The following is a 20,678-nucleotide window of genomic DNA, read 5'->3' as shown; positions in this document are numbered from 1 at the left end:
GGCGGCGATCGGCCGGGGGGCCTGACGACGGTCAGAGCTTCGTCCACGCCTCCGTGAGCACGGCGCGCAGGATGCCCTCGATCTCGTCGAACGTCGACTGGTCGGAGATCAGCGGCGGGGCCAGCTGGATCACCGGGTCGCCGCGGTCGTCGGCCCGGCAGTACAGGCCGTTGTCGTACAGCGCCTTGGAGAGGAAGCCGTACAGGACGCGCTCGGTCTCCTCGTCGGTGAACGTCTCCTTGGTGGCCTTGTCCTTCACCAGCTCGATGCCGTAGAAGAACCCGTTGCCGCGCACGTCGCCGACGATCGGCAGGTCGTGCAGCTTCTGCAGGGTCGTCAGGAAGGCGTTCTCGTTGTCCAGGACGTGCTGGGTGAGGTTCTCGCGCTCGAAGATGTCGAGGTTGGCGAGGCCCACCGCGGCGGAGACCGGGTGGCCGCCGAAGGTGTAGCCGTGCAGGAAGGTGTTGCCGCCCTGGTAGAACGGCTCGGCGACCCGGTCGGAGACGATGCAGGCGCCGATCGGGGAGTAGCCCGAGGTCATGCCCTTCGCGCAGGTGATCATGTCCGGCACGTAGCCGAACTTGTCGCAGGCGAAGATGGTGCCGAGCCGGCCGAAGGCGCAGATGACCTCGTCGGAGACCAGCAGCACGTCGTACTTGTCGCAGATCTCGCGGACCCGCTGGAAGTAGCCGGGCGGCGGCGGGAAGCAGCCCCCCGCGTTCTGCACGGGCTCCAGGAAGACGGCCGCGACGGTCTCGGGGCCCTCGAACAGGATCTCCTGCTCGATCTGGTCGGCGGCCCACCGGCCGAAGGCCACCGGGTCGTCCCCGAACAGCGGGGCGCGGTAGATGTTGGTGTTCGGCACCTTGTGCGCGCCGGGGACCAGCGGCTCGAACGGGGCCTTCAGGGCCGGGAGACCGGTGATGGACAGCGCGCCCTGCGGGGTGCCGTGGTAGGCGACGGCACGCGAGATGACCTTGTACTTGGTCGGCTTGCCCTGGAGCTTGAAGTACTGCTTGGCCAGCTTCCAGGCGGTCTCGACGGCCTCGCCGCCACCCGTGGTGAAGAAGACCTTGTTGAGGTCGCCCGGCGCGTGGCCGGCGAGACGCTCGGCCAGCTCGACGGCCTTCGGGTGGGCGTAGGACCACACCGGGAAGAAGGCCAGCTCCTGGGCCTGCTTGTACGCCGTCTCGGCGAGCTCGTGACGGCCGTGGCCGGCGTTGACCACGAACAGGCCGGAGAGGCCGTCCAGGTAGCGCTTGCCCTGGTCGTCGAAGATGTACGTTCCCTCGCCGCGCACGATGGTGGGAACGGGCGCGTTCTCGTAGTCCGACATGCGGGTGAAGTGCATCCACAGGTGGTCGTACGCGGTTCGGCTGAGGTCCTTGCTCACGGCTATCGGGTTCCCCACATATAGGTCTGCTTCTTGAGCTTGAGGTAGACGAAGCTCTCGGTGGAGCGCACGCCGGGAAGGGTCCGGATGCGTTTGTTGATCATCTCCAGCAGGTGGTCGTCGTCCTCGCAGACGATCTCCACCATCAGGTCGAAGGAGCCCGCGGTCATGACCACGTACTCGCACTCGGCCATGGCCGACAGGGCCTCGGCCACCGGGTCGAGGTCGCCCTCGACATTGATGCCGACCATCGCCTGGCGCCGGAACCCCACGGTGAGCGGGTCCGTGACGGCGACGATCTGCATCACGCCCTGGTCGAGCAGCTTCTGGACGCGCTGGCGCACCGCGGCTTCGGAGAGGCCGACGGCCTTGCCGATCGCGGCGTACGGACGCCGCCCGTCCTCCTGAAGCTGCTTGATGATTGCGAGGGAGACGGCATCGACCGCCGGCGGCGATCCGTTCCCGGTCCTGGAGTCTGCGCTGCGACTGGCCACGGACCCACCATGCACTGCTCCTCGTCTGTCTCGCAACCCCAGATCGATGAAATTCGTTGTCTGAGTGCTTCGATCACACTGAATCCGAAGTTGGCGGCGGGTGGGTATGTCGAAAGCGTCACCGGACCGATTAGGGTGGACGTCTCACCCATCGGACAGCCGACAGGAGGGGTGGTTGTGACCACCGAGGTGCGCCGTCTGCGCAACTACATCAACGGAGAGTTCCGGGACGCCGCGGACGGGCGGACCATCGATGTGGTCAGCCCGGTGACGGAAGAGGTCTACGCGACCTCGCCGCTCTCCGGCCAGGCCGACGTCGATGCCGCCATGGAGGCCGCCGCGGCGGCATTCCCCGCCTGGCGCGACACCACGCCCGCCGAGCGCCAGAAGGCCCTGCTGAAGATCGCGGACGCCTTCGAGGAGCGGGCCGAGGACCTGATCGCCGCCGAGTCCGAGAACACCGGCAAGCCGATCGGTCTGACCCGCAGCGAAGAGATTCCGCCGATGGTGGACCAGATCCGCTTCTTCGCGGGGGCCGCCCGGCTGCTGGAGGGCCGCTCGGCCGGCGAGTACATGGAGGGTCTGACCTCCATCGTCCGCCGCGAGCCGGTCGGCGTCTGCGCCCAGGTCGCGCCGTGGAACTACCCGATGATGATGGCCGTGTGGAAGTTCGCCCCGGCGCTCGCCGCGGGCAACACGGTCGTCATCAAGCCGTCCGACACCACCCCGGCGTCGACCGTGCTGATGGCCGAGATCATCGGCCAGATCCTGCCCAAGGGCGTCTTCAACGTCCTGTGCGGCGACCGGGACACCGGCCGCGCCATGGTCGAGCACCCGACCCCGGCGATGGCCTCCATCACCGGTTCCGTACGGGCCGGCATGCAGGTCGCCGAGTCCGCCGCCAAGGACGTCAAGCGCGTCCACCTGGAGCTCGGCGGCAAGGCGCCCGTCGTGGTCTTCGAGGACGCCGACATCGCCAAGACCGTCTCGGGCGTCTCGGAGGCGGGCTTCTTCAACGCGGGCCAGGACTGTACGGCCGCCACCCGTGTCCTGGTCCACGAGTCGATCCACGACGAGTTCACCGCCGCGCTCGCCAAGGCCGCCGCCGACACGAAGACCGGGCAGCCGGACGACGAGGACGTGGCGTACGGCCCGCTCAACAACGCCAACCAGCTGAAGCAGGTGAGCGGCTTCATCGAGCGGCTCCCCGCCCACGCCAAGGTCGAGGCGGGCGGCCACCGGGTCGGCGACAAGGGCTACTTCTACGCCCCGACCGTCGTCTCCGGGCTGAAGCAGGACGACGAGATCATCCAGCACGAGGTCTTCGGACCCGTCATCACCGTCCAGTCCTTCACCGACGAGAGGCAGGCCGTCGAGTACGCCAACGGCGTCGAGTACGCGCTCGCCTCCTCGGTGTGGACGACGAACCACTCCCGCGCCATGCGCATGTCCAAGAACCTCGACTTCGGCTGCGTGTGGATCAACACCCACATCCCGCTCGTCGCCGAGATGCCGCACGGCGGGTTCAAGAAGTCCGGCTACGGCAAGGACCTCTCCGCGTACGGCTTCGAGGACTACACCCGCATCAAGCACGTCATGACGTCCATCGAGGACTGACGGCTCCACCGCCACCGTGTACGGCCCCGGGCTCCGGCCCGGGGCCGTGTCCGTGCCCCTCTGGACAAGGTGTGCGGGGCGGGCCCGCCCCGCTGGACGCTTGGTCCATTGTCCGCGCGAGGGCCGACCGGCATTCTGCCCGGGTGCGAGCGATCAGGAAGACCCCCGTGTCCCGCCGTTCCCTGCTGCGCGCCCTCGGGGCGGGAGGGGCCGGCGCCGCCCTGGCCGGCTGCGGGGTGCCCGCGGCCTACGTCGAACCGGAGGAGAGGGCCGGCCGCGACAGCTCCGCCACCGAGCGCACCCTGCACTTCGCCAACTGGCCGCTCTACATCGACACCGACGATGACGACGAGTCGAAGCGGCCCACCCTGGACGCCTTCTCGCGGCGGACCGGGATCTCCGTCACGTACACCGAGGAGATCAACGACAACGACGAGTTCTTCGGGAAGATCGGCCCCGCGCTGATGAACCACCAGCGGACCGGCCGGGACCTGATCGTCATCAGCGACTGGATGGCCGCCCGCTTCGTCCGGCTCGGCTGGGTCCAGGAGATGGACCGCGCGAAGCAGCCCAACGTGGCCGAGTACCTGGACCCGCAGTTGCGTGCGCCCGCCTTCGACGAGGGGCGGCGCCACAGCGTCCCCTGGCAGTCCGGGATCACCGGCATCGCCTACAACCGCGGGAAGCTCGGCCGCGAGATCCGCTCCACCGACGACCTGTGGGCCGACGACCTGCGCGGCCGGGTCACCCTGCTCTCCGGGCTCGACGAGTCGTTCGCGCTGCTGATGCAGGGCAACGGCGTCGACATCACCCGCTGGACGGCCGAGGACTTCCACGAGATCTGCGAGCAGACGGAGAAGCGGGTCCGCTCGCATCACATCCGCCGCTTCACCGGCAACGACTACATCAAGGACCTCGCCACCGGGGACGTGCTCGCCTGCCAGGCGTACTCCGGCGACGTCATCCAGCTCCAGGCCGACAACCCCGACATCGAGTTCGTCGTCCCCGAGGAGGGCGCCGAACTGTGGGCCGAGTCCCTGATGATCCCCAACCTCGCCCGCCACAAGCGCAACGCGGAACGCCTGGTGGACCACTACTACCAACCCGAGGTCGCCGCCGAACTCGCCGCCTGGGTCAACTACGTCTGCCCCGTGCCCGCCGCGCGCGACGTCCTGGCCTCCTCGAAGGACGAGGAGACGGCCGCCCTCGCCGAGGATCCGCTGATCTTCCCCGACGGCGCGATGCGCAAACGGCTCGCCATCGCGCGGGACATCACCTCCGAGGAACGGATGGACTTCACCAAGAAGTGGAACTCCGTCGTCGGCTTGTGAAGTGCTGACCGGGGTGCCGTAAAGCGACGGTAAACACGGGCGTACGCTGCGGATATGAGCGAGCGAAACGCCCTCACGCGGCGTATACGCGGGTGGTTGGTGTTCTTCATCGTCTGTCTGGTGCTGAGCGGGCTCACGGCTTTCCCGCTCGTCACCGAACTCCGCTGGGCCGAGGACCTGCTGGGCGCCTCCGCCTCCCCGGTCCCCGAGCACCTCCCCGGCCTGATGGAGTGGATCACCCGGGTCCGCGAAGGGCTTGACACCGTCGAACGCGAGCAGCCCTTCATGCTGTACGGCACCGACTGGCTGGCCTTCGCCCACCTGGTCATCGCGGTCGCCTTCTACGGCCCCTACCGCGACCCGGTCCGCAACATCTGGGTCATCGAGTTCGGCATGATCGCCTGCGCCGGGATCATCCCGCTCGCCCTGATCTGCGGTCCGATCCGCGACATCCCGTTCTGGTGGAGCGTGATCGACATGTCCTTCGGAGTCTTCGGCGTCATCCCGCTGCTGATCGTCCGCCGCATGATCAAGCGTTTGGAGACCCTGGAGCAGGCGGCCACCACGGCCCCGGAACCCGCACCGGCGGGCGCCTGACGCCCGCGGCCCTTCCGGGCGCGCTCCGCCGGGCCGTGCCGCGACCGGCTCACGCGGCGGGCGGCGGACCGAAGGCGGCCACCACGAGGCCCATCGCCGTGGCGTTCATGCCCGGCCCCTTCGCGTCCGTCGCGCCGACGCTGTAGACCAGCGTCCGGGAGAGGTCGCGGGTGGCCGCCACCGCGGTGTTGTACCCCCAGCGCCCGCCCGTCTTGCCCCACACCTGGCGGCCGCCGAGAGTGAGCACGGAGAGGCCGGCGCTGTACTGCGCCGGCTTCCCGGAGCCGTAGGTGCGCACCGAGGCGTCGGGCAGGGTGAACATCTCCTCCAGCAGCGGCCCGCGCACCACCCGCCCCGCGAACAGCGCGGTGGTGAAGCGCTCCAGATCGGCGGTGGTCGAGATGACGTCCCCGGCCGCCCAGCCGTCGGTCGCCCCCCACACCGTGACGTCCCGCAGCTCGACGGCCCCGCCCGCCCCCGCGAAGACCTGGTAGCCGCGGTTGTGCGGGCCGCGGATCCGGGGGTCGGTACCGGGGAAGTAGGTGGACCGCAGGCCGAGCGGGCGCAGGATCCGGGCCGCGACCTCCTGCGTGTACGCGTGCCCGGTCACGCGCTCGATCAGCAGCCCCAGCACCGTGTAGTTGATGTTGAGGTAGTGCTGGCTCACGCCCGGCGCGAACTCCCGGTCCTTCGCCGTCGCGGAGGCCACCATGGAGCGCGGGGTGTGGACGTCGAAGCGGTGCGCGTACCACTCCTCCAGGTTCTCGCCCGGCAGCTCCGGGGCGGGGATGCCGCTGGTGTGGTCGAGCAACTGGCGTACGGTCACCTCCCCGTACGCGGCCGGGATCAGGTCCGGCAGATAGTGCCGGGCGGTGCGGTCCAGGGAGAGCTTCCTCTCGCCCGCCAGTTGAAGGACCGTCGCCGCCGTGAACACCTTGGTCACCGACCCCGCGCGGAAGCGGGCCGCCGCATCCGCCGGCCGGCCCGAGGGCAGATCGTGCACACCGGCACTGCCGCGCCACGACCCGCCGGTGCCGCCGACCCGGACGAGCGCGGCGACGGCGTCCTGGCGGGGGAGCCCGTCGATCGCGGCGCGCAGGGCTTCGGCGTCCAGCGTGTCGCCGATTCGAGGCGCTCCGGACGCCGGAGGGGAGCCCGGAGCGCCGTCGGCGGGGGAGCTCGCGGAAACGGGCCCGGCCGCCCCGACCGCGATGCCGAGGACGAGAGCGGTGGCCAGGAGCGCGCGGACAGATCGGTTCACCAGGTGCCTCCGAGGGCGGGAAGTCGTCAACTGCTTGCTGACTTCATCCTGTTGGACCGGACGCTCCGGCGGATCACCCGCTCGGGCGGTCCTCGGCGAGGACGCGACTCCCGCGCGCGGGGGAGGGCGCGCCGTCGGCTCCCCCGGCGGAGGGAGCCACCAGTCCGGTCTCGTAGGCGCAGATGACGGCCTGGATGCGGTCGCGCAGCCCCAGTTTGGCCAGCACGTTGCTCACATGGGTCTTCACCGTGTGCTCGCTCACCACGAGGGCCGTCGCGATCTCCGCGTTGGACAGCCCCCGCGCCAGGTGCAGCAGGGTCTCCCGCTCCCGGACGGTCAGTACCTCCAGCCGGCCGGCCGACGGCGCGGGCCGGCCCGCCGGGCGCGAGGTGTATTCGGCGATCAGCCGCCGGGCCACCGAGGGGGCGACCAGCGACTCACCGGCGGCCACCACCCGCACCGCGTGCACCAGATCGTCCCGGCGCACGTCCTTGAGCAGAAAGCCGCTCGCGCCGGCGTGCAGCGCCTCGTACACGTACTCGTCCGCGTCGAACGTGGTCAGCATGATCGTCCGGCAGCGGCCCTCGGCGGCGATCTCCCGGCACGCCGCGATGCCGTCCATCACCGGCATCCGGACGTCCAGCAGCGCCACGTCCGCCCGCAGCCGCCGCACCGCCGCCACGGCCCCCGCCCCGTCCCCCGCCTCCGCCACCACCTCGATGCCGGACTGGGCGTCCAGGATCATCGCGAAGCCGCTGCGCACCAGCTCCTGGTCGTCGGCGACCACCACCCGGATCGTCACGTCCGCACCTCCTCGGTCCGGCACGCCAGCGGCAGCCCGACGACCAGCTCGAAGCCCCGGCCGCCGGGGCCGCCCCCGGCCCGCGCGGTGCCGCCGTGCGCGGCGGCCCGCTCCCGGACCCCGATCAGCCCGAGCCCCTGGGTGCTCCCGGGCCCCTGCCCGTCGTCCCGCACGGTGACGGTCAACGCCTCCTCCGCAAAAGCCAGTTCCACGTCCACCTGTTTCGCCCGCGCATGCTTGACGACGTTCGTGAGGGCCTCCTGCACGATCCGGTACACCGTCGCCCCGGTGTCCCGCGGCAGCGGGCGGACCCGCCCGGTCGTCGCGTACGTGACCTCCGGGCCGCCGGCGCGCACCCGCGCCAGCAGCGCGGGCAGCTCCGCGGGCCCCGGCTGCGGCGCACGCGGGGCCGGCGGCTGCCCGGGGCCGTCCTCGCGCAGCACCCCGAGCATCCGGCGCAACTGCACCATCGCGTCCCGGCCGGTCTCGGAGATCGCGTCGAACGCGGCCTCCGCCCGCTCCGGGGCGGTGCGGACCGCCACCGGGCCGGCCTCCGCCTGCACGACCATCAGGCTCACCGCGTGCGACAGGATGTCGTGCATCTCCCGGGCGATACGGGCCCGTTCGCGAGCAGCGGCCCGCTCCGCCTCGATCCGCCGGCCCAGCTCCGCCTGCCGGGCCCGGTCCTCCACAGCCGCCACGTACGCCTTGCGGGTATGGCTGAGCCGTCCGAAGGCGTACGCGGCGCCGAACACGAACAGCGAGAACAGCAGCTCCCGCGCCTCTCCCGTGTTCCTGGCCACCGATGGGAACACCGCCGCGCCGACCAGCACCGCGACGGCCAGCCGCTTGCGGGGCGGGGACAGTTCGGCGACCGTGTAGAAGGTCACCAGCCCGGCGTACGGCAGCGGCTGGCCCGGACCGTCGGCGGCCAGCGTGTACAGCGCGCCGCCCGCGAGCGCCGCGAGCAGCACGGCGACCGGCGCGCGCCGCCGGGCGACCAGCGGCAGCACGGTCAGGGTCGTCAGACCGTACGCGCCCCAGGTCGCCTCCGGCAGGTCCGCCGCGCGGGGTACGACGAACGGCATGGTGACCGCGGCCTGCACCGCGAGGGTGATCCACAGATCGACGGCCCACGGCCCGCGCAGCCGCGCGGACAGCACCGGGAAGCGCATCAGGGCTTCCTGGCCACCGCCCCGAACTGGGCCACCTCCGGCTCCCGCGGGTTCGTACGCCAGCGGGAGCAGGAGACGATCCCCGGCTCCAGGATCTCCAGGCCCTCCAGAAAACCGGCGAACTCCTCCCGGCCACGGGCGGTGATGGGCGGTGTGGCGTTCTCGTTCCAGAACCGCATCGCCGCCTCGTTGCCCGCGCCGCCCAGCTCCAGCGTCGGGTGGGTCAGCACCAGGTGGCTGCCCGAGGGGACGGCCGCCATCAGCGTCCGCACGACGGACCGCGCCTCGTCCGTGTCCAGTACGAAGTTCAGGATGCCGAGCATCATCACCGCGACCGGCCGCCCCAGGTCCAGGGTGGGCTCGGCGGCCCGCAGGATCTGCTCCGGGCGGTGCGCGTCCGCGTCGATGTACTCGGTCGCTCCCTCCAGCGACGTGGTCAGCAGGGCCCGGGCGTGGGCCAGCACGATCGGATCGTTGTCCACGTAGACGACACGCGCGTGCGGCGCGGTGTGCTGGGCGATCTCGTGGGTGTTGTTCGCGGTCGGCAGCCCGGTGCCGATGTCGAGGAACTGGTCGATGCCCGCGTCGCCGGCCAGATGGCGCACCGTGCGCCCGAGGAACGCCCGGTCGGCGCGCGCCACCTCGCCGATGTCCGGGTACATCCCGGTGACCCGGTCGCCCACGGCCCGGTCCACCGGGTAGTTGTCCTTGCCGCCCAGCCAGTAGTTCCACACACGGGCGTTGTGCGCGACGTCGGAACGTATCCGGGCGGTGGCTGCCTGCGGTCGGGGATCCATCACGTCTGCTCCTCGGTGCCCAGGAGCCCGGCGCCCAGGGGCGGCGACGGGCGATACGGGAATCCCCATCATGCCGGACCGATCAAGAGCCGTCGCGCGCGGGCGAGTTGGCGAGCAGCCGGTGGAGCGTGTCGACCCGGTTGGTGGTGATCGAGTCGACGCCCCGCTCGATCAGCCGCCGCATCGTGCGCTTGGTGTCGGCCGTCCACGCGGAGACGAGCAGCCCGTCCCGGTGCGCCCGGTCCGTCAGCTCCCGGGTCACCAGGCCGAAGCGGTAGTTCAGCCAGCGCGGCCGCACCGCGGCCAGCAGCTCCGGACGCGGCGGGGCCGTCGTGGTCCAGGTCAGGGCGATCTCGGCGGACGGGTCGGCCGCGCGGACCCGCAGCATCGCGTCCGCGCTCGCGCAGTAGTAGGCCCGCTCGCCGGCCCCGCACTCCCGGACCGTGCCGACGATCTTCTTGACCGAGGCGTCCGTGGAGCCGGGCAGGTCCACCATCACCCGGTGCTCCCCGAGGGCGAGCAGCGCCTCGCGGAGGGTGGGCACCCCGCCGCCCGTCAGCTCCTCCAGCTCCGCGTGGTCCAGCCGGTCCAGCCGCCGGTCGTGGCCCCACAGCCGCTCCAGCGTCGCGTCGTGCAGCAGGACGGGCACCCCGTCGCGGGTCACCCGCACATCGATCTCGACCGCGTCCGCCCCCCGGTCGAGGGCGGAGCGGATCGAGGGCAGGGTGTTCTCGCGCACGAGATACGGATCGCCGCGATGCCCCACGGCGGTAACGGTGTCGGCCATGGGGCCATTGTCGACGACCGGGTCAGCGGCCGGGGGCCCGGAGCCAGTCGGCCGTGTACGTGTCGATCTCCGCAGCCAGCTTCCGCTTGCCCGCCCGGTCGAGGAACGAGGCTTCCACGGCGTTCTTCGCGAGGTCGGCGATGCCGCGCTCGTCGAGCTCCAGCAGCCGGGCCGCGACCGCGTACTCGTTGTTGAGGTCGGTGCCGAACATCGGCGGGTCGTCGCTGTTGACGGTGACCAGCACGCCGGCCCCCACCATCTCCCGGATGGGGTGCGACTCGATGTCGCTGACCGCGCGGGTGGCGATGTTCGACGTCGGGCAGACCTCCAGGGCGATGCGGTGCTCCGCGAGGTGCTCCAGCAGCTTCGTGTCCTGGACGGAAGTGGTGCCGTGCCCGATGCGCTCGGCGCGCAGCGCGGTCAGCGCGTCCCAGACGGTCTGCGGTCCGGTGGTCTCCCCGGCGTGCGGCACCGAGTGCAGGCCCTCGGCGATGGCCCGGTCGAAGTAGGGCTTGAACTGCGGCCGGTCCACTCCGATCTCCGGCCCGCCGAGCCCGAAGGAGATGAGCCCCTCGGGCCGGTGCTCCACCGCGAGCCGGACGGTCTCCTCGGCCGACTGGAGCCCCGCCTCACCCGGAATGTCGAAGCACCAGCGCAGGACGACGCCCAGCTCGGCCTCGGCTGCCTTGCGGGCGTCCTCTATGGCCTCCATGAACCCGGTTTCGGGGATGCCCCGGCGGGTCGAGCTGTACGGGGTCACGGTCAGCTCCGCGTACCGGATGTTCTGCCGGGCCATGTCCCGAGCCACCTCGAAGGTGAGCAGCCGGACGTCCTCGGGGGTGCGGACCAGGTCCACCACGGAGAGGTAGACCTCGACGAAGTGCCCGAAGTCGGTGAAGGTGAAGTAGTCGGCCAGCGCCTCCGGGTCAGTGGGGACCTTGGAGTCCGGATGGCGGGCGGCCAGCTCCGCGACGATCCGGGGCGAGGCCGACCCGACGTGGTGGACGTGGAGTTCGGCCTTGGGCAGCCCCGCGATGAAGGGGTGGAGGTCGGTCATCGATTGTCTCCCGGTTCGGCGTGATGACGGCCGGGCATACCGGCCGCACCGATCATCGCAGGCGGGGTCGGGAGCCGACGGGCCTGGCCGTAGCATGACGGGACCACGATGGGGGAGGCCCATGTCAGACAACACAGAGCAGCCCGGGGGCGGGGCCGCGCCGCGCGATCCGTGGGCACCGCCGGACAGCAGGGTGGAACTGGGCAAGCCGGGTGCGCACACCCCGCCGCCCGCGGTCCACAACCAGCCGACCGTGACCTCGATGCCGGGCGCGGGACCGGCCGGGGGGGACGGCACCGGGCCGATACCCCAGCCCGGAGGGTACGGACCCCCGCCCGGACCGGCCGCGGGGCCCGGCACCGGGCCGATACCCCAGCCCGGCGGCTACGGGCCCGCGCCCTCGGACGTACCGCCGCCGCCGGTCGGACCCCACGGCCCCGGCCACGCGGCCCCGCCGCCGGCCGCCGCGCACTACGGCTACCCGGCCCCGCCCGCGCAGCCGTACGGCGGCTACCCGGGCTACGGCGCCTACGGAGCCGGCCCGGCCGGCTGGGGCCCCGCGCCCAACAACGGCCTGGGCACGGCCGCGATGGTGATCGGCATCATCTCGGTGGTCGGCTTCTGCCTCTACGGCGTCAACATCATCCTCGGCATCCTCGCGCTGATCTTCGGCATCATCGGCCTCGGCCGGGCCAAGCGGGGCGAGGCCACCAACCGGGGCATGGCGCTCGCCGGGGTCATCCTCGGCTCGGTGGGCATCGTCGTCGGCGCCACGATCCTCGGCCTGATCATCTGGGCCGCCACGACCTCCGACAGCGACGAGGACTACGACGGCACCTACGAGGACCCGTTCGCCACCTCGCTGGTCGTCGAGGACCGCCGCTAGCGCACGGCGCCGCCGACGCGAACGCCGCGCATCTCACCGGCCGGGCAGGGAACGCTCCCCGCCCGGCCGGGTGTCGTTCGCGGCGGCGTCGTGGCCGCACGCCGGGGCGGCGCGGCGCCCGGCCCCGGCCGCGCTCGACGCCGCGCCCCGCGGCCCTGTGCCGGGAAGCACCGCGACCCGCGGGCCCCGCCCCGGCACACTCCCCGCGGCTCTGCGGCTCTGCGGCTCTGCGGCTCCACTGCACGTGGGCCCCCTCGACTCGCCGCGCCCCCTGCACGCTCCCGTCGCCCACGCTCCCCTCGCCCCGCTCCCCTCGCCCCCGCCCGCGGGAAACGCCTCGACTCCCCGCGCCACGTCCGCCAGGAGCTCATCGATCGGTCCCATGACAGGTGAGTGTGGCATCCGCCACTGACACTCCGTACGGGGATTTCCGCACCGACACGACACATGGTCGACAGATTCCGTCGCGTAACCAAAAGGCAACAACGGAATCACTTGTTGGGCCGGGGCCCCTCTGCCAGGATCGGCACTCAATTCACGAAGAGGCGACGCCGGCCCCGTCCAGCGGGTGCAGCGGCGGAGGAGAGCGTCATGAGCAACGGCTTCCAGGTTCAGGACCGCTTCGCGGAAGGTGCGCAGTACATCGGCGGCAAGCTGCTCCCCGGCACGTCCGGCCGCCACCACGACGTGGTGAACCCCGCGACCGGCGAGAGCGTGTTCCGTTACGAGCTCGCGGGCGCCGACGACGTGGACGCGGCCGTCGCCGCCGCCCGGGCCGCCTTCCCCGGCTGGTCCGGGGCCACCCCCGGCGAACGCTCCGAGGCGATGCACCGGTTCGCCGCCGTCCTCGCCGAGCAGGCGGACGACTTCGCGTACGCCGAGTCCCTCCAGTGCGGCAAGCCGGTCAAGCTCTCCGCCGGGTTCGACGTGCCCGGCACCGTCGACAACGCCGCCTTCTTCGCGGGCGCGGCCCGCCATCTGGAGGGCAGGGCCGCCGCCGAGTACGACGGTGACCACACCTCCTACGTACGCCGCGAGGCGATCGGCGTCATCGGCTCCATCGCCCCCTGGAACTACCCCCTCCAGATGGCCGCCTGGAAGGTCCTCCCGGCCGTCGCCGCCGGCAACACCATCGTCCTCAAGCCCGCCGAGCTCACCCCGCTGACCTCGCTGATGTTCGCGCAGGCCGCCACCGAGGCGGGCATCCCCGACGGCGTCGTCAACATCGTCACCGGCGCGGGCCAGGACGCCGGCGAGCACCTCGTCGGCCACCCCGACGTCGTGATGACCTCCTTCACCGGCTCCACCGCCGTCGGCAAGCGGGTCGCGGAGATCGCCACCGCCACGGTCAAGCGCCTCCACCTGGAACTCGGCGGCAAGGCCCCCTTCGTGGTCTTCGACGACGCCGACCTGGAGGCCGCCGTCCACGGGGCGGTCGCCGGCTCCCTCATCAACACCGGCCAGGACTGCACCGCGGCCACCCGCGCCTACGTCCAGCGACCGCTCTACGACGCCTTCGTCCGGGACGTCGCCGCCCTCATGGAGACCGTCCGGCTCGGCGACCCCTTCGACCCGTCCACCGACCTCGGCCCCCTGATCAGCCACGCCCACCGCGACCGCGTCGCCGCCTTCGTCGAGCGGGCCCGCGGCTACGCCCGGGTCGTCACCGGCGGCGAGGCCCCCGGCGGCGACCTCGCCCCGGGCGCGTACTACCGGCCGACCCTCGTCGCGGACGCCGCCCAGGACAGCGAGATCGTCCAGTCCGAGATCTTCGGCCCCGTCCTGGTGGTGCTGCCCTTCGACACCGACGACGAGGGCATCGCCCTGGCCAACGACACCCCCTACGGACTGGCCGCCTCCGTCTGGACCCGCGACCTGTACCGCGGCAACCGCGCCACCCGCGAGATCCAGGCGGGCTGTGTGTGGGTGAACGACCACATCCCGATCCTGTCCGAGATGCCGCACGGCGGATACAAGGCCAGCGGCTTCGGCAAGGACATGTCGGCGTACTCATTCGAGGAGTACACACAGGTCAAGCACGTCATGTACGACAACACCGCGGTCGCCCGCAAGGACTGGCACCGCACGATCTTCGGAGACCGGTAGCAGCTGCCGCACGAGCAGGGCCGGCGGCCCTGGCGGCCTCCCACCCGAAAGGGCACAGCGTATGGAGAGTCACGAGCCCGAAAGCCTCTCGTCCGCCCAACTGGCGGCCATGAGACGGTCCTTGAACAGCGGCAGGGGCGCCCTCACCCGCCGCTCGCTGCTGCGCGCCTCCGGCACGGGCGCGCTGGCGCTCGGCGGGGCGGCCGCCCTCGGGGCGTGCGGCATCCCGCCCGCCCGGCGCGCCGACGCCGGAGCGCCCGCGGACGACCGCTCGGCCGAGGAGAAGGACGTCACCTTCTCCAACTGGACCGAGTACATGGACGTCGGCGAGGACGAGAAGACCCGTCCCACCCTCCGGGCGTTCACCGAGCGCACCGGGATCAGGGTCAAGTACACCGAGGACATCAACGACAACGTCGAGTTCTTCGGGAAGATCAGACCGCAGCTCGCGGCCGGCCAGAACACCGGGCGCGACCTCATCTGCGTCACCGACTGGCTCGCCGCCCGCATCATCCGGCTCGGCTGGGCGCAGAAGCTCGACCCCTCGAACCTCCCGCACGCCTTCGCGAACGTGTCCGCGCAGTTCCGCACCCCGGACTGGGACCCGGGCCGCGCCCACTCCTATCCCTGGACCGGCATCCCGACCGTCATCGCGTACAACGTGAAGGCGACGGGCGGCCGCAAGGTCGACTCCGTCACCCAGCTCCTGGACGATCCGAAGCTCAAGGGCCGCGTCTCCTTCCTCTCCGAGATGCGCGACTCCGTCGGCATGACCCTGCTCGACCAGGGAAAGGACCCGGGGAAGTTCACCGACGCCGACTTCGACGGCGCGATCGGCCGCCTCCAGAAGGCCGTCGACAAGAAGCAGATCCGCCGCTTCACCGGCAACGACTACACCGCCGACCTCAGCAAGGGCGATCTCGCCGCCTGCGTCGGCTGGGCCGGGGACATCATCCAGCTCCGGGCCGACAACCCGGACATCAGGTTCGCCATCCCGGCCGCCGGATACATCACCTCCAGCGACAACCTCCTGGTCCCCGCGCACGCCCGGCACAAGACCAACGCGGAGAAGCTCATCGACTACTACTACGAGCCGCCGGTCGCCGCCCGGCTCGCCGCGTACATCAACTACGTCTGCCCGGTCGACGGCGTACGCGACGAACTCGCGAAGATCGACGCGTCGATGGCGTCCAACACCCTGATCCTTCCCGACGAGGAGATGGCGGCGAGGTCCCACTCCTTCCGCTCCCTGAGCACCGAGGAAGAGACGGCGTACGAAGAGAAGTTCGCCAAACTCATCGGCGCCTGACCGGAACCGGCCCGCACACCGCGCGGCCCCCGGCCCCTGCCCGGTCACCCCTTCCCCGAACTCCCCCGAACACACTGGGACTGCGACCCATGACACAGCAGCAGACCGCGGGCGGCGATGTCCGCCTCGCCGGGATCAGCAAGACCTACGGCTCCTTCACCGCCGTGCGGCCCCTCGACCTGACCGTGCCCCAGGGCTCCTTCTTCGCCCTGCTCGGCGCGTCCGGCTGCGGCAAGACCACCACCCTGCGGATGATCGCGGGCCTGGAGGAGGCCACCACCGGCACGGTCTTCCTCGGGGAGAAGGACATCACCGGCCTCCCCCCGCACAAGAGGCCCGTGAACACCGTCTTCCAGAGCTACGCGCTCTTCCCGCACCTGGACGTCGCCGAGAACGTCGCCTTCGGGCTCCGGCGACGCGGCGTCAAGTCGGTGAAGAAGCAGGTCGCGGAGATGCTGGAGCTGGTGCAGCTCGGCGACTTCGCCCGCCGCAAACCCCAGCAGCTCTCCGGCGGACAGCAGCAGCGCGTCGCCGTCGCCCGCGCGCTCATCAACCACCCGCAGGTCCTCCTGCTCGACGAACCGCTCGGCGCCCTCGACCTCAAACTGCGCCGACAGATGCAGTTGGAGCTCAAGCGGATCCAGACGGAGGTCGGCATCACCTTCGTGCACGTCACCCACGACCAGGAGGAGGCCATGACCATGGCCGACACCGTCGCGGTGATGAACGGAGGCCGCGTCGAGCAGCTCGGCGCGCCCGCCGACCTCTACGAGAACCCCCGCACCACCTTCGTCGCCAACTTCCTCGGCACCTCCAACCTCATCGAGGGCGAGGTCGTGTCCACGGGCGGCGACCTGGTGGTGGCAGCGGGCGGCGGCAGGCTCAGCCTGCCGCGCGAGCGGTGCGCGACCCCCGCGACCCGTGGCGGACGGCTGCTCCTGGGCATCCGGCCGGAGAAGATATCCCTGGCCCACGCGGACCAGGCGGACGGCATAGCCGCGGGCCGCAACCGCGTCACCGGCCGTATCACCGACTCCAGCTTCATCGGCGTCTCCACCCAGTACGTCGTCGAGAGCCCGGCGGGCACGGCCCTCCAGGTGTACGAGCAGAACGTCGACCGGCGCGCGGGACTCCTCCCCGGCGCCGAGGTCGTCCTGCACTGGAACCCCGCCCACACCTTCGGCCTCGACGCCGGCCAGGACATCGCCGCTGGCGTGGAGAGCGTGGAGGACGCGGCGTGAGCCTCACGAAAGCGCCGCCCGCGCCCCCCGCCGAACCCCGGGAGCCGGTGCTCCGCAAGCCCTCCACCCGCAGACGCCTCGTCCCCTACTGGCTGCTGCTGCCCGGCATCCTCTGGCTGGTCGTCTTCTTCGCCCTGCCGCTCGTCTACCAGGCATCCACCTCCGTGCAGACCGGCTCGCTGGAGCAGGGCTTCGAGGTCACCTGGCACTTCCGGACGTACGCGGACGCGCTCCGCGAGTACTACCCGCAGTTCGTCCGGTCCCTGCTGTACGCGGGCACCGCCACGCTCCTGTGCCTGCTGCTGGGCTACCCGCTCGCCTATCTCATCGCCTTCAAGGCGGGCCGCTGGCGCAACCTGGTGCTCGTGCTGGTCATCGCCCCGTTCTTCACCAGCTTCCTCATCCGTACGCTGGCCTGGAAGACGATCCTCGCCGACGGCGGCGCGGTCGTGGACGTGCTGAACACCCTGCACGTCCTGGACGTGACCAGCTGGCTCGGCTGGACCGAGTCCAACCGGGTCCTGGCCACCCCGATGGCCGTCGTCTGCGGTCTCACGTACAACTTCCTGCCGTTCATGATCCTGCCGCTCTACACCTCGCTGGAGCGGATCGACGGCCGGCTGCACGAGGCGGCGGGCGACCTCTACGCCACCCCCGCCACCACCTTCCGCAAGGTGACCTTCCCGCTCTCCATGCCCGGCGTCGTCTCCGGCACCCTGCTGACCTTCATCCCGGCCAGCGGCGACTACGTCAACGCCGAACTCCTCGGCTCCACCGACACCAAGATGGTCGGCAGCGTCATCCAGAGCCAGTTCCTGCGGGTGCTGGACTATCCGACGGCCGCCGCGCTCTCGTTCATCCTCATGGCGATCGTCCTGCTGATGGTCACCTTCTACATCCGCCGCTCCGGGACGGAGGACCTGGTCTGATGCCCGTACTGCGCTGGATACGCCGGAACATGATCGTCATCGCGGGTCTGCTGACGCTCGCGTACATGATCGTGCCGAACATCGTCGTGATGGTGTTCTCGTTCAACAAGCCCAACGGCCGCTTCAACTACGCCTGGCAGCGCTTCTCGCTGGACGCCTGGAAGGACCCCTGCGGGGTCGCCGACCTGTGCGGCTCGCTCTCCCTCTCGCTCCAGATCGCCTTCTGGGCGACGCTCGGGGCGACCGCGCTCGGCACGATGATCGCCTTCGCACTGGTCCGCTACCGCTTCCGGGCGCGCGGCGCGATCAGTTCGCTGATCTTCCTGCCGATGGCGATGCCCGAGGTCGTCATGGCCGCGTCGCTGCTCACGCTGTTCCTCAATATGGGCGCCCGGCTCGGCTTCTGGACCGTGCTGATCGCGCACATCATGTTCTGCCTCAGCTTCGTGGTCACCGCCGTCAAGGCACGCGTCATGTCGATGGACCCGCGACTGGAGGAAGCCGCCCGCGATCTGTACGCGGGGCCCGTGCAGACCTTCCTGCGGGTGACCCTGCCGATCGCCGCCCCGGGGATCGCGGCGGGAGCGCTGCTGGCCTTCGCGCTCTCGTTCGACGACTTCATCATCACGAATTTCAACGCGGGCTCCACCGTCACGTTCCCCATGTTCGTCTGGGGATCGGCACAGCGCGGCACGCCCGTGCAGATCAACGTCATCGGCACCGCCATGTTCATCATCGCGGTAACGGTGGTTCTCGCCGGCCAGCTCATCGCCCACCGGCGCAGGAACAACGCTCGGCCCTGAAATTCCCGAAGGAGTTGGAAACCATGGCCCCAGCTGCCATGCGTACTGCTGCCGCACGATCGATCGCCGGCGCCAAGCCGGTCCCCTACTGGCTCGACGACCCGGCCAAGCCCGACGCGCTGCCCGCCCTCACCGGCGACGAGCACACCGGCCTGCTGGTCGTCGGCGGCGGCTACAGCGGTCTGTGGACCGCGCTCCTCGCCAAGGAGCGCGACCCCGGCCGGGACGTCGTCCTCATCGAGGGTCACGAGGTGGGCTGGGCCGCCTCGGGTCGCAACGGGGGCTTCTGCGCCGCCTCCCTCACCCACGGCCTGGCCAACGGCGTGGAGCGCTGGCCCGACGAGATCGCGCGGCTGGAGGAACTGGGGGAGCGGAACCTCGACGCCATCGAGGCCGCCGTCGCCCGCTACGGGATCGACTGCGAGTTCGAGCGGACCGGTGAGATCGACGTCGCCACCGCCCCCCACCAGCTCGAAGAACTGCGGGAATGGCACGAGGAGATCGTGGCGCTCGGCATCACCGGCGTCGACTTCCTGGACCGCGACGCCCTGCGCGCCGAGGTCGACTCGCCCACCTTCCTCGGCGGACTCTGGAACCGGCGCGGCGTCGCGATGCTGCACCCGGCGAAGCTCGCCTGGGGCCTGAAGCGGGCCTGCCTGGGACTGGGCGTACGGATCTACGAGCACACCCGGGGCCTGGACCTGGCCCGGTCCGGCTCCGGGATGGCGGTACGCACCCCGTACGGGAGGGTCTTCGCCCGCCAGATCGCGCTCGGCACCAACATCTTCCCCTCGCTGGTCAAGCGGGTCCGCCCCTACACCGTTCCGGTCTACGACTACGCGCTGATGACCGAGCCGCTCACCCCCGGGCAGCTCGATTCCATCGGCTGGAAGAAGCGGCAGGGGCTCGGGGACAGCGCCAACCAGTTCCATTACTTCCGGCTTTCCGCGGACAACCGGATCCTCTGGGGCGGATACGACGCGATCTATCCGTACGGGGGCCGGCTCAGCGCCGATCTCGATCAGCGCCCGGAGACGTTCCTGAAACTCGCGGAGCAGTTCTTCACGTGTTTTCCGCAGCTTTCCGGACTGCGTTTTTCGCACGCCTGGGGCGGCGCGATCGACACCTGCTCCCGTTTCACGGCCTTCTTCGGCACGGCCCACCGGGGCCGGGTCGCGTACGCCGCCGGATTCACCGGACTCGGCGTCGGTTCCACCCGGTTCGGGGCCGATGTGATGCTCGACCTGCTCTCCGGCGAGGAGACGGCACGGACCCGGCTGGAGATGGTCCGCTCCAAGCCGCTGCCCTTCCCGCCGGAGCCGTTCGCCTGGGCCGGGATCGAGCTGACCAAGCGTTCCCTGGCCCGCGCCGACAGCAACGGCGGGCACCGCGATCTCTGGCTGAGGACCATGGACAGGCTCGGCCTCGGCTTCGACAGCTGACCCGCGCCCGGTCCGGACCGGGCGCTGTGACCCAGTTCACTGTCAACCGGTGGCCCCAAGCCGCGTCATAGTCGGCGACGAACCCTCTCTCGCATGTGCACGCACCGGCGGAGCCCCGCTGGTGTCCACGTCAACGGGAGGCTGGTCATGACTGGCTCGGAAACGAAGGCCGCGGTCGAGTGGCTCACATCGGTGGCACCGGACCCGGGCGCCTGCCGGTGGGACTGGGAGCGCAATCCGCGGGGGATCGCGCTCCTCCCCGCCGGCAAACGCTGGGACGTCCTGATCCTCCCGGGCGAGCTGGGCTGTCCGACGCTCGACGTCCTCACCCGCCTGATCGACCGCCCCGGGCCCGTTCTCGCCGACCGAGGGGAGTCGCGCATGGGCTTCTTCGTCCCGCCCGGCACCGCCTCGCACTGGCTGGGCAGCGGGATCAGGTGCTGCGGCGAAGGCACATGGATCGTCGTCCCGTACCCGGGGCGGGCCACCGGGGGAGTGCGCTGGCTGATCCCGCCGGACGGCTCGGGGACCGTCACCGACGCCGGGCTCCTCGAACGGGCGATGCACGAGGCGGCGGGCGCCGCCGCCCGGGAGATCCGCGAGGAGCGCCCAGAGGACTGATCCGGCCGCCAGAGGTCTTGACAACCTGAT

At 71.1% G+C, this 20,678-nt stretch carries 19 protein-coding genes; 11 read left to right on the top strand and 8 right to left on the bottom strand.

All coding sequences use genetic code 11. From position 1 onward, the window contains the following. Nucleotides 1–31: 31 nt before the first annotated feature. Nucleotides 32–1,411 (bottom strand): aspartate aminotransferase family protein, encoded by a 1,380-nt coding sequence (locus ACIQMU_RS00380; protein ID WP_402687972.1) that lies wholly within the window; start codon nucleotides 1,409–1,411, stop codon nucleotides 32–34. Then, nucleotides 1,396–1,887 carry an Lrp/AsnC family transcriptional regulator gene (locus ACIQMU_RS00375; protein ID WP_352238474.1) on the bottom strand — a complete coding sequence of 164 codons (492 nt, stop codon included), beginning with the start codon at nucleotides 1,885–1,887 and terminating at the stop codon, nucleotides 1,396–1,398. The genes ACIQMU_RS00380 and ACIQMU_RS00375 overlap by 16 nt, the downstream gene beginning before the upstream one ends. 177 nt (nucleotides 1,888–2,064) lie before the next feature. Between ACIQMU_RS00375 and ACIQMU_RS00370 the strand changes: the two genes are divergently transcribed. The 3 genes from ACIQMU_RS00370 (at nucleotide 2,065) to ACIQMU_RS00360 (ending at nucleotide 5,432) form a co-directional block, all read left to right on the top strand. Continuing rightward, nucleotides 2,065–3,504 (top strand): gamma-aminobutyraldehyde dehydrogenase, encoded by a 1,440-nt coding sequence (locus ACIQMU_RS00370; protein WP_352238475.1) that lies wholly within the window; start codon nucleotides 2,065–2,067, stop codon nucleotides 3,502–3,504. A 167-nt stretch (nucleotides 3,505–3,671) separates the two neighbouring features. Then, a complete protein-coding gene (locus ACIQMU_RS00365; protein WP_352238476.1) occupies nucleotides 3,672–4,835 on the top strand; it encodes a spermidine/putrescine ABC transporter substrate-binding protein in 1,164 nt (387 codons plus the stop codon). Between the two features lie 54 nt (nucleotides 4,836–4,889). Further along, on the top strand, nucleotides 4,890–5,432 hold the full coding sequence (locus tag ACIQMU_RS00360; protein WP_352238477.1) for a hypothetical protein: 543 nt from the start codon (nucleotides 4,890–4,892) through the stop codon (nucleotides 5,430–5,432). A 49-nt stretch (nucleotides 5,433–5,481) separates the two neighbouring features. Here ACIQMU_RS00360 and ACIQMU_RS00355 read toward each other — a convergent pair whose 3' ends face one another. From ACIQMU_RS00355 to ACIQMU_RS00330, 6 genes are all read right to left on the bottom strand, one after another. Beyond that, complete coding sequence (locus ACIQMU_RS00355; protein WP_352238478.1) at nucleotides 5,482–6,693, bottom strand: serine hydrolase domain-containing protein; 1,212 nt, start codon at nucleotides 6,691–6,693, stop codon at nucleotides 5,482–5,484. 73 nt (nucleotides 6,694–6,766) lie between these two features. Beyond that, entirely contained in the window at nucleotides 6,767–7,495 is a 729-nt protein-coding gene (locus ACIQMU_RS00350; protein WP_402687971.1) for a response regulator, read from the bottom strand. After that, complete coding sequence (locus ACIQMU_RS00345) at nucleotides 7,492–8,670, bottom strand: sensor histidine kinase (protein WP_402687970.1); 1,179 nt, start codon at nucleotides 8,668–8,670, stop codon at nucleotides 7,492–7,494. Before ACIQMU_RS00345 ends, ACIQMU_RS00350 begins: the two co-directional genes overlap by 4 nt. After that, complete coding sequence (locus tag ACIQMU_RS00340) at nucleotides 8,670–9,467, bottom strand: SAM-dependent methyltransferase (protein WP_352238573.1); 798 nt, start codon at nucleotides 9,465–9,467, stop codon at nucleotides 8,670–8,672. The genes ACIQMU_RS00345 and ACIQMU_RS00340 overlap by 1 nt, the downstream gene beginning before the upstream one ends. A gap of 82 nt (nucleotides 9,468–9,549) precedes the next feature. Then, entirely contained in the window at nucleotides 9,550–10,254 is a 705-nt protein-coding gene (locus ACIQMU_RS00335; protein ID WP_352238480.1) for a glycerophosphodiester phosphodiesterase, read from the bottom strand. A 22-nt stretch (nucleotides 10,255–10,276) separates the two neighbouring features. Next, nucleotides 10,277–11,311 carry an adenosine deaminase gene (locus ACIQMU_RS00330; protein WP_402687969.1) on the bottom strand — a complete coding sequence of 345 codons (1,035 nt, stop codon included), beginning with the start codon at nucleotides 11,309–11,311 and terminating at the stop codon, nucleotides 10,277–10,279. Between the two features lie 121 nt (nucleotides 11,312–11,432). On the opposite strand from ACIQMU_RS00330, the gene ACIQMU_RS00325 reads away from it, so the two are divergent. The 8 genes from ACIQMU_RS00325 to ACIQMU_RS00290 all read left to right on the top strand — a co-directional run bounded on the left by ACIQMU_RS00325 (nucleotide 11,433) and on the right by ACIQMU_RS00290 (nucleotide 20,648). Continuing rightward, complete coding sequence (locus tag ACIQMU_RS00325) at nucleotides 11,433–12,197, top strand: DUF4190 domain-containing protein (RefSeq protein ID WP_352238482.1); 765 nt, start codon at nucleotides 11,433–11,435, stop codon at nucleotides 12,195–12,197. Between the two features lie 591 nt (nucleotides 12,198–12,788). Next, complete coding sequence (locus ACIQMU_RS00320; protein ID WP_352238483.1) at nucleotides 12,789–14,303, top strand: gamma-aminobutyraldehyde dehydrogenase; 1,515 nt, start codon at nucleotides 12,789–12,791, stop codon at nucleotides 14,301–14,303. A gap of 61 nt (nucleotides 14,304–14,364) precedes the next feature. Further along, a complete protein-coding gene (locus ACIQMU_RS00315; RefSeq protein ID WP_352238484.1) occupies nucleotides 14,365–15,612 on the top strand; it encodes a spermidine/putrescine ABC transporter substrate-binding protein in 1,248 nt (415 codons plus the stop codon). Between the two features lie 89 nt (nucleotides 15,613–15,701). Further along, the gene (locus ACIQMU_RS00310) at nucleotides 15,702–16,853 is read left to right on the top strand and encodes an ABC transporter ATP-binding protein (protein ID WP_402687968.1); all 1,152 of its coding nucleotides are present in this window, start codon (nucleotides 15,702–15,704) and stop codon (nucleotides 16,851–16,853) included. Next, a complete protein-coding gene (locus tag ACIQMU_RS00305; protein WP_352238486.1) occupies nucleotides 16,850–17,782 on the top strand; it encodes an ABC transporter permease in 933 nt (310 codons plus the stop codon). Before ACIQMU_RS00310 ends, ACIQMU_RS00305 begins: the two co-directional genes overlap by 4 nt. Beyond that, the gene (locus ACIQMU_RS00300) at nucleotides 17,782–18,585 is read left to right on the top strand and encodes an ABC transporter permease (protein ID WP_352238487.1); all 804 of its coding nucleotides are present in this window, start codon (nucleotides 17,782–17,784) and stop codon (nucleotides 18,583–18,585) included. The genes ACIQMU_RS00305 and ACIQMU_RS00300 overlap by 1 nt, the downstream gene beginning before the upstream one ends. Before the next feature lie 23 nt (nucleotides 18,586–18,608). Then, on the top strand, nucleotides 18,609–20,027 hold the full coding sequence (locus ACIQMU_RS00295; RefSeq protein WP_352238488.1) for an FAD-dependent oxidoreductase: 1,419 nt from the start codon (nucleotides 18,609–18,611) through the stop codon (nucleotides 20,025–20,027). A 147-nt stretch (nucleotides 20,028–20,174) separates the two neighbouring features. Next, on the top strand, nucleotides 20,175–20,648 hold the full coding sequence (locus ACIQMU_RS00290) for a hypothetical protein (protein WP_402687967.1): 474 nt from the start codon (nucleotides 20,175–20,177) through the stop codon (nucleotides 20,646–20,648). Nucleotides 20,649–20,678: the final 30 nt, after the last annotated feature.

The organism is Streptomyces sp. NPDC091649 (genome assembly GCF_044756785.1).
Taxonomy (GTDB): Bacteria; Actinomycetota; Actinomycetes; order Streptomycetales; family Streptomycetaceae; genus Streptomyces.
This window is presented reverse-complemented; position numbering and strand designations above follow the sequence as displayed.